This window comes from Faecalibacterium sp. (genome assembly GCF_052358865.1).
Classification (GTDB): Bacteria; Bacillota; Clostridia; order Oscillospirales; family Ruminococcaceae; genus Faecalibacterium; species Faecalibacterium butyricigenerans.
In genome coordinates this window covers 1-7,977 of sequence record NZ_DAWCVJ010000096.1, presented here as the reverse complement: position 1 = coordinate 7,977, position 7,977 = coordinate 1, and the positions used below count along the sequence as shown (strand labels likewise).

Here is a 7,977-nt window from a genome sequence, read left to right as displayed (position 1 = left end):
TCGCGGTTTCGGATGCGAAAAGCGAGCTTTCCCCATGGGACAGCCGTTTGCAAGTGACAAGCAGGGGCTATATGCTGGGTTACAACGATTTGAGAGACCCTTCCGTCAGCAGCTTTTTCCGGTTTCTTGCAAGGGTCGGTGACAACGGGATGAAAATGCAAATCGTGAAGATCGGAATTGGAGACAGACAATGAAATATGCCGGGATGCCCATGGGGATGTGGATGCTGATGAAGGAACTGGGGCTGTACGACCTGACCCCCGCCCTGTGCCGTCTGGACTACACCATGAGCGAAGCGGGCGCTGCGACGAACTTTGTGCGGCAGTACACTCTTGCCTCCGGCGGATCCTACTGCGACTGCGGGTACAAAAAAAAGAAAATAAATTAGGAGGAGTGTGCGATGCTTGTCAAGTCGATAACAGAGGAAGAAATTTATGGTATCGGCCACGCTCAGCGGAGCAAGAACCACACGCCCAGCAGGATCGCAAGGAAGATCAGGTTGGACAGGGTGAACAGCCCAAAATACTGCTTCTTCCCCTGTGGCAGCTCCCGTGCGATCTGCCGGTAGGAAATAAGACTGGCCATGGATGCGATCAAAGTGCCAAGACCTCCCAGATTGGTGCCGATGATGAGGGCTTGTGTCTCTGCCGTGAATCCGGACAGCAGCAGGGCGGTGGGAACATTACTGGTGACCTGCGAAGCAAGAACCGCCACCAGAACTTCCCGACCGGTCAGAAACTCCTGCAGCCAGCCGGAAAAGGCCGGAATGCGGCCAAGATTGCCAATGAAGATGAAAAAAGCCACAAAGGTCAGAAGCAGGGAATAGTCCACTGCCCGTAAGGTGTGCGGGTCTGCAAAAAGGGCGCAGACGAGCACAGCGGCAAAGGCAATGCCATAGGGCAGCACCCGGATCACGGACAGCAGGCAGACGGCAAACAGAACCAGATACAGCAGGATGATCTTCTGATCCCCCTGAGATGCAGAAGAAGAAACAAGCTCATCTACGGAAAGGGCGGCAGAGGCTTTCCGGCAGACCATTGCTGCCCAAGCCAGCAGCAGGAGCAGAGAGACCAGGGTGTAGGGCAGCATAAGAAGAACAAATCCCCCGATGCGCATGCCGCTTTTTCCGTAAAGATAGAGGTTCTGCGGGTTGCCGATGGGGGTCAGCATGCTGCCAAGGTTTGCCGCAATGGTCTGCATACAGACCACCGGGATCAGAAGGGAGCGGCAGACATCCGCTCCCAAACGGCTCAGGACCACGAACGTAAAGGGAACGAAGGTCAGCAGGGAAACATCGTTGGTGATGAACATGCTTCCGAAAAAGCACAGCCCGACCAGTACCAGCGTCAGCTGAAAGGTGCTGTGGGTGCGGGACAGCAACGCCCGGCCCAGTCCATCAAAAAAGCCCTGCCGCCGCAGCCCGGCCATGACCGTCATCAGGGAAAACAGGATCGCCAGCGTGCGCAGGTCGATGTAGCCGAGATACTGCACATCCGGCGGAACAAAGAAGGCGGAGACAACGGCCAGCACAGCGGCTGCGGTGAGGACCGTTTCCTGCTGAATGAATTGTTTGAGTTTCATAGAGACACATCCTTGTAGTTGTAAAGGCAGTCCTGCTGCGATGCCGGACGGCCTTTTTTCGTATTTCAGAGCAGCAGTTCAAACAACCCGATCATCAGCGGCATGGTCAGGATGGAAAGCAGCGTGCTCAGGACATAGATCGCGCTGGAATGAGAGGCATCCCGGTCATAGAGCTGTGCCATAGAGGTGACTGTTGCACAGGCAGGGGTAATGGCAGAAAGGTAGACCGTCATCAGGATGGACTTGCCGTCCGGTATCCAAAGGGATGCGCGAACTGCCCAAAGCAGCAGAACGATGACCAGCGGAACACCCAGCAGACGCAGAAATACCGGCAGATAGTTGCGCGGGGTGCAGAAAACCTTTTTCAGGGGCACTTCCGCAATGGCCATGCCTGCCAGCAGCATTCCCATGGGGCCGATCATATTTCCGACACTGCTCAGTGTGCTGGTGATCGGGGCGGGCAGCGAGATGTGCAGCAGATACAGCAGAGCACCGGCTGCAATGGCGATCAGATTGACATTGGTAAGGAGCTTGCGCCATTCCAGCTGTGCAGAGCCCTGCAGGCAGGCACTGGCATGAGTCCAGAGCAGCACCAGCTGTACAATGACAAAGGCGCAGGAGTAGACAACATATTCCTCCCCCAGCAGGGCCTGCACGATGGGGATGACCAGCGCGGCGGCATTGCTGTAAATGATATTGACCTGCTCCACGGCGTCCAGCTTGAGAGCTTTGCGGAACAGCGCATTCAGAAGCAGAAATACAACGTGCATTCCAACGGCGATGCCCATGGAATAAAGCAGCCCGGTGCGGATCTCCGGTGTATCCTTGATCTGAAAGGCGTTCAGAACGACACAGGGCATGACCAGATAGACGAAGACCACAGACAGCACCTTACTGTCCGATGCCTTCAACAAGCCGGTTTTCACAACGGCATATCCCATCAGCAGAACCAGAAATAGCTGCGCGATCTGCTGCATCAATAAAAGGCTGATTTGCATTTAGATCTCCTCTTTTGCAATTCGTTTTTGCAGCACCATCCTACTCCATTAGCGGGGCATCGTCAAGAGAAAACAGAGAAAAAACATGTTTCAGAAGGATGGCATAGAGCATTTTTATGCTCAAAGCAAAAACCCATTGACATAATATGTAAATTGGAATATTTTGTGGATAAAACATTCACCAACGGGAAAGGAAGGGGTTACAATGTCCAGAATCAGCGAGATCAACCCGGCGCATGCGCCGGAAGCTATCTAGAAAATCATTGCGGACCATGTGTCGGACGGTCATGCCCTGACCGCAGAAAAGCGCACGCTGCTTCACAATGCGGCGGAGGCTGGCTCTTATGCATTGGACGATGAACTGCAGAGGCTCATCGGTAAGCGAGCGGCCGATTTTTACGAATATGCGATTTCCCAGAAAAACGGTTGCCTTGTGTGTAGCATTTGCTTCCAGAATCTGCTCAAGAAGAACGGCATCGACTTTGAGCATTTTGCCCTTATGGGGTTCGTCTTCTGGATTACAAAGACGCAACAGGGGATCGCCCGGAAACAGAGCGCACTCACACATGGCAGGAGCCGGAACGGGAAGCAACGCTGGAGGAAATTGCAGCATACTGCCGCCGTACCGGAGCCTACTTCAACGATCAAGCGGCGAATCCGGCCAACCCTGAAGCACATTACCGCACCACCGGGCCGGAGATCTGGCAGGACACGGAAAAAATGTGGATGTTCTGGTCTGCATGGCAGGCACCGGCGGCACCGGCTTTGGCACGGCTCGCTATCTGCGAGAGCAGAATCCAGCACTTAAAGTCGTGCTGGTACAGCCCCATCTGGATTCCCGTCTTACGGCAGAGCATCCGGACGTTCCGATTATCGACGGGGTTCTGCCCGTGTATGGTGTGCCTGAAAGCGAACTGTCTGACTATCTGCGGCCGAAAGGTTTATTTTTGTTTATCCATCATAATATTCGCTAAAGGCAAAGGGAGTTCTGCCCGGACATTTGTCCGCGACAGAACTCCCTTTTTGATTCGCAGAGTAAACCACAAGCGATGCTTGTGCATTATAGCAATTCAACTTTTTAATGCAACAACAACAGCGTTGAATTGCATATCGCAAATATGCTGTTTAAATGTTGCACTAATTTCTTGACTTGCGATAAAAGCACAAACTGCTATAAACTACTTCATTCCCCTTCTCTTTCGCTGTTTACGATAGCCTGCACCTTGGTGGGCAGACCATAGATGCTGATGAAACCGGTGGCGTCGCTCTGCTTGTAGTCGCCGCCTGCGGCAAAGGTGGCGATGTCTTCACGATACAGAGAGAACGGCGACCAGACCCCTGCATTGATGAGGTTGCCCTTGTACAGTTCCAGACGCACCTTGCCGGTAACGTGCTCCTGTGTGGAGGTGACAAAGGCACTCAGAGCTTTGCGCAGCGGGCTGAACCACTGGCCATCATACACCAGTTCGCCAAAGGTGATGGCCAGCTCACGTTTCTTGTGGGCGGTGAACTTGTCCAGCGTCAGAGTTTCCAGCACTTCGTGGGCTTTGTACAGGATGGTGCCGCCGGGGGTCTCATAGACGCCGCGGCTCTTCATGCCCACAAGACGGTTCTCCACTACATCGTACAGGCCGATGCCGTTGCGGCCGCCGATCTCATTCAGCTTTGCGATGATGGCAGCGGGCTTCAGCTTCTCGCCGTTCAGAGCCACAGGAGCGCCCTTTTCAAATTCCAGCTCCACAAACTCAGACTTGTCCGGTGCGGTCTTGGGACTGACACCCAATTCGAGGAAGCCGACCTTATCGTACTGAGGCTCGTTGCCTGGGTCTTCCAGATCAAGACCCTCGTGGCTCAGATGCCACAGGTTTTTGTCCTTGGAGTAGTTGGTCTCCCGGCTGATTTTCAGCGGGATGTGATGAGCCTCGGCATAGTCGATCTCTTCATCGCGGCTCTGGATGTCCCACTCGCGCCACGGGGTGATGATCTTCAGGTCGGGTGCAAAGTGCATGATGGCCAGCTCAAAGCGCACCTGATCGTTGCCTTTGCCGGTGCTGCCGTGGCAGACCGCATCCGCACCCTCGGCGCGGGCAATCTCCACCACGCGTTTTGCCAGAATGGGGCGGGCAAAGCTGGTGCCCAGCAGATAACCCTCGTAATCTGCCCCGGCCTGCATGGTGGGAATGACGTAATCCTCCACAAATTCATCGGTCAGGTCTTCGATGTACAGCTTGGATGCGCCGCTTGCCTTGGCGCGCTCTTCCAAGCCTTCCAGTTTACCCTTCTGCCCCACATTGCCGCACACGGCAATGACTTCGCAGTTGTTATAGTGCTCTTTCAGCCACGGGATGATAATGGAAGTGTCCAGACCGCCGGAATATGCCAGCACGACCTTTTTGACCTCAGACATAGGAACTGCCTCCGTTCAAACCAACTTATATACTTTTCGATTTCCCTCGTGCAATTTCATGATTGCAGTGTCCATTATACGGGCACTTGGAAAATGTGTAAAAAGTGTTCTGCATATAGCAGCAATATGAAAGCAGTATTTCACAGCGGGGCATTATGAATCTATAATAGTAGTTGGAAATAAACAGAAAGAGGGTCTTTTTGATGGCAACGATATTTTCAAGAGAAGAAAAGGCAGAGGCACTGTTCGGGGAGATCCTGAAAAATCCAGAAGCCTGCCGACGCCTGATGGATACCTTCAACGACTCGCTGGACATGGCAGACGCACTGGATGCGCCGACCGTGAGTGCACAGCAGTTTGCCGCAGCGCTGTTCAATGCCTACGAGAACAAGGATCTGTCTGCCTTTCTGATGGCGATCTGCCAGCACAGTATGTTTGACCTGCTACGGAACGCTGCCCTGATCCCGTTCAAATTCAACGCCGATGGTCAGCCGAACCCGGTGATCCTGACGGATGATGCCGGCGTTCTTTTGCCGAACAACAAATTTGCCGTGAGCAGCAAAGTATACGACCGGTTCATCCGGGTGTTCCAGAAGCAGGAAAAGGTAAAAATGTACCTTGCCAGCGGCTACTGCAAGTATCACGGCTACGACGAAGGATCGATGGATGTGGTGGAGTACCACTACAACCAGCATTTGGGGCTGCTGCTGATCTACGAACTGCCGGACACCGTGAAGCAGAAGGTAACGGAAGCGGAGGCCTACTCCACCGTCTGGGATATCCAGATGAAGCTGCAGCACGCACTGCCCCGTTCCGTGGTCTACTATGGACAGGATACGCTCAAGGACGGCGGAACCCGCTACGATGAACTTGGCGTTTTTCTGCCACTGGAACACTTTGCCGACCGGCTGGAACGCCATGTGGAAACTGCTACCAAGATCGTTTACGGCGAGTAAACGCCCTGTAAACGAACTCCCTTTATAAGTGCATCACAGCAAAACAAAACGCAGCGAACCGTTAAAAGATTCGCTGCGTTTTGCCTTATATGGGAGAATGGAAATGCTGCACATCAGGTGCAATAACGGAAAGTCTTGTCAGTGACAATACGGGCGAAGATCAGCCCTAACGGCAGTGCCACGATGATGAGAATGGCATCTGCAAACCATGTGGCGGAGTCCATCAGAGACAGGATGCCCAGATTATAGATGGCACGGTAGAAATACAGTCCCGGTACCATGATAACGATGGACGGCACGGTGACGGAGATGCGGGGATAACCGACGGCGCTCTTCAGGCAGGAGGCCAGCAATCCGGACAGCAGTGCGCCCAGAAACGCTGCAATAGCGGGCGGAAAGCCCGCAAGGCTCACCAGCTCCAGCCGGAACGTGTTCGTTACCGCACCGATAAGGGCGGCGCAGACTGCCAGGTTCCGGGGACTGTTGAACATGAGCGAAAAGCCGAACACACCGCCAAAACTTGCCAGCAGCCGGAACACGATCTCTTCCGGGAGTGTCAGGCTCAGAGCAGGGAACTGCACCGGCTGCAAATGCAGCAGCAGTGCCATGATCCAAGCCGTCATGGTTGCCACCAGAATGATGAGGACGGCGTAGGCCAGACGTTCCAGCCCGGAGCGCATATCCAGCTTGGCAAGGTCGATGCCGCTGGTAATGAACGGAAAGCCCGGAATGATGAAGAGCATGGAGCAGATATACCCCGCCTCGTGCTGCGCCGATACGGCAAACAGCACCTCTGCCAGCTTCAGCAGGATGGCATACACGAGGCTTGCTGAACAGACCGACGCCGTAATGCCCAGAAACAGGGTGAAATGGTGCTTTGTCAGCTTGCACCGTACAAAGTTGCCGATGCCTGCACCGCAGAAGGCACACAGCATTTCCACAATGCCGCCGCCAAGCAGAAAGGTGAAGCAGCCGCAGGCCAGTGCAGATGCAAAGCCCAGTGCGATGGGCGAATACAAGCCGTGGATGCGCTCGATCTCATCGAGGTGGCTGTGCAGTTCTTCGCCGGTCATAAATTTTCCTTCCCGGTCGAAGTCGTTGACGAAATGCTCCAGTCGGTTCAGCCGGGAGGTATTCACGCCCGTATTTGTCAGACAGAGTGACTGGGTATAACACTGGTCACCGTCAAAGCAGGTGAACTCAATGGACAACAGGCCGATGTCCGCTGTTGTTGTGACTCCCAGCTCCCGCGAAAGGGTGTTCATGGAGCTTCGAACACGCCATGCGCCGGTGCCGCATTCCAGCAGCATCAGCCCGGTGCGTCCAATAACGGAGGCTTTTTCCACAAGCCCCGCCTCGGTAATGGGGACGCCCTTGCTGGCCGACGCATAGTCGTGCCAGTAGACTTCCATGTGATTTTTGATGATCTCACTTTGCCGTTGTCCCATACCGGAAAGCCTCCTTTGTGATATGGGAATGTTGCAGCCGTTTCAAGACTGCGGTGCTATTATAAGGGAAATTGCAGGGCGGGTAAAACGTATCTTGGATATGCCGGCAATGTTCGTTTGGTATTTCAAAGAAGAAAATACGTTGCGTTTTTGGCGGCTCTGCGGTACGGCGTGTCCGGCAGCGGAGTTTGCCAAACTGGGATTTTCCCCCGGAACGACTTTTGCCGCCTGCGTGCGGCGTATAGAATGATCAACGAGTCAACAGCTCAAAATGATTCCGTTTGGTGACCAGCAACCCTTCCTTTTGCAGCTTGGAAAGCTCCACCGACATGGCGGCACGCTCCACGCAGAGAAAATCTGCCAACTGCTGACGGTCAAAGGGAATGTCAAAGGAGAGGGACGCCTGCCGGATGGACTCGGCAGAAAGGTAGGACAGCAGCTTTTCCCGGGTGGTCCGCTTGCTGACATGGGTGATCTTATCGTTAAAAAGCAGTATTTTGTTTGCCAGACCGCTGACCAGATTGAGGATGAGATTTTGGTGATGGTCGCAGGCGGTGGGGCAGGAGGTGAGCAGCCGCTTGACGTTC

The 7,977-nt window shown here is 54.1% G+C and carries 9 protein-coding genes and 2 pseudogenes; 5 read left to right on the top strand and 6 right to left on the bottom strand.

Translation table 11 applies throughout. The features are described from left to right. Together ACT8X9_RS11950 and ACT8X9_RS11945 are read left to right on the top strand one after the other, a co-directional pair. Nucleotides 1–194 (top strand): annotated as a pseudogene (locus ACT8X9_RS11950) (class I SAM-dependent methyltransferase); the annotation flags it as partial. A gap of 20 nt (nt 195–214) precedes the next feature. Further along, nucleotides 215–388: pseudogene (locus tag ACT8X9_RS11945) on the top strand (L-2-amino-thiazoline-4-carboxylic acid hydrolase); the annotation flags it as partial. A gap of 62 nt (nt 389–450) precedes the next feature. On the opposite strand, the gene ACT8X9_RS11940 reads toward ACT8X9_RS11945, so the two are convergent. From ACT8X9_RS11940 to ACT8X9_RS11930, 3 genes are all read right to left on the bottom strand, one after another. After that, nucleotides 451–1,581: an SLC13 family permease gene (locus ACT8X9_RS11940; RefSeq protein ID WP_444269134.1), complete on the bottom strand. Its 1,131-nt coding sequence runs from the start codon at nt 1,579–1,581 to the stop codon at nt 451–453. Nucleotides 1,582–1,646: 65 nt separating this feature from the next. Continuing rightward, nucleotides 1,647–2,579 (bottom strand): AEC family transporter, encoded by a 933-nt coding sequence (locus ACT8X9_RS11935; RefSeq protein WP_444269133.1) that lies wholly within the window; start codon nt 2,577–2,579, stop codon nt 1,647–1,649. A 178-nt stretch (nt 2,580–2,757) separates the two neighbouring features. Beyond that, nucleotides 2,758–3,069 carry a hypothetical protein gene (locus ACT8X9_RS11930; protein WP_444269132.1) on the bottom strand — a complete coding sequence of 104 codons (312 nt, stop codon included), beginning with the start codon at nt 3,067–3,069 and terminating at the stop codon, nt 2,758–2,760. Nucleotides 3,070–3,301: 232 nt separating this feature from the next. On the opposite strand from ACT8X9_RS11930, the gene ACT8X9_RS11925 reads away from it, so the two are divergent. Further along, a complete protein-coding gene (locus ACT8X9_RS11925) occupies nt 3,302–3,553 on the top strand; it encodes a hypothetical protein (RefSeq protein WP_444269131.1) in 252 nt (83 codons plus the stop codon). Between the two features lie 209 nt (nt 3,554–3,762). Here ACT8X9_RS11925 and ACT8X9_RS11920 read toward each other — a convergent pair whose 3' ends face one another. Beyond that, entirely contained in the window at nt 3,763–4,986 is a 1,224-nt protein-coding gene (locus ACT8X9_RS11920; RefSeq protein WP_444269130.1) for an argininosuccinate synthase, read from the bottom strand. 203 nt (nt 4,987–5,189) lie between these two features. On the opposite strand from ACT8X9_RS11920, the gene ACT8X9_RS11915 reads away from it, so the two are divergent. Further along, a complete protein-coding gene (locus tag ACT8X9_RS11915) occupies nt 5,190–5,942 on the top strand; it encodes a DUF4866 domain-containing protein (RefSeq protein WP_249233261.1) in 753 nt (250 codons plus the stop codon). A 113-nt stretch (nt 5,943–6,055) separates the two neighbouring features. Here the strand turns inward: ACT8X9_RS11915 and ACT8X9_RS11910 are convergent, their stop codons facing one another. Then, entirely contained in the window at nt 6,056–7,390 is a 1,335-nt protein-coding gene (locus ACT8X9_RS11910) for a threonine/serine ThrE exporter family protein (RefSeq protein ID WP_444269129.1), read from the bottom strand. 22 nt (nt 7,391–7,412) lie between these two features. On the opposite strand from ACT8X9_RS11910, the gene ACT8X9_RS11905 reads away from it, so the two are divergent. Beyond that, nucleotides 7,413–7,640, top strand: a complete 228-nt coding sequence (locus ACT8X9_RS11905; RefSeq protein WP_444269128.1) for a hypothetical protein — start codon at nt 7,413–7,415, stop codon at nt 7,638–7,640. Here ACT8X9_RS11905 and ACT8X9_RS11900 read toward each other — a convergent pair. Next, on the bottom strand, nt 7,641–7,977 hold a 337-nt coding region (locus tag ACT8X9_RS11900; RefSeq protein WP_444269127.1), incomplete at its 5' end, for a Crp/Fnr family transcriptional regulator. It abuts the gene before it with no gap.